Origin of the sequence: Novosphingobium sp. B-7, from assembly GCF_000410615.1 — a bacterium.
Lineage (GTDB): Bacteria > Pseudomonadota > Alphaproteobacteria > Sphingomonadales > Sphingomonadaceae > Novosphingobium > Novosphingobium capsulatum.
Genome location: NZ_APCQ01000548.1, coordinates 1 through 459 on the forward strand (window position 1 = coordinate 1; position 459 = coordinate 459).

1 protein-coding gene is annotated in these 459 nt (G+C 71.2%); it reads right to left on the reverse strand.

Annotation, left to right across the window (positions count from 1 at the left end):
- The coding region (locus tag H926_RS33070; protein WP_043608207.1) for a hypothetical protein at nucleotides 1-459 on the reverse strand (459 nt) is incomplete at both ends.

Here is a 459-nt window from a genome sequence, read left to right on the forward strand (position 1 = left end):
CGCCGCGATCAGCGCGGGCAGGGCGTTGACGTGGTTGGACGCGGCGTGGATCGCGGCGACGCGGCGTGCCTTGGCCAGGCGAGCAATGCCGATGCTGGCCCGCTCGATATAGATGTCGAGCGGCAGGGACTGGCTGGGCTGGCGCAAGTGTTGCCAATCAAGGCCCTCGTGGCTGCTGGCCAGGGCCTCTGGCGTGCCGCTGCTGTCCGCACGGTCCCAGGGATAGCCGGCGCGGGTGACGGCGAGCAGATCAACGCCTTGCACCAGCAGGGCGCGCAGCAGGGCCTGGGTGCGGGTGGTATAGCCGCTGGTGTGCCAAGGCAGGGCGCTGGCGGCGCAATAGAGCAGGCTTTGCGGGCGCGGATCATAGGCCGGCGCGGCCACGGGCGGCAGGTCTGGCAGGGCTTGGGCCATGGCGGCCAGGGCCTGGATCTGCTGCGCGCGGCTGCTTTCCGATCC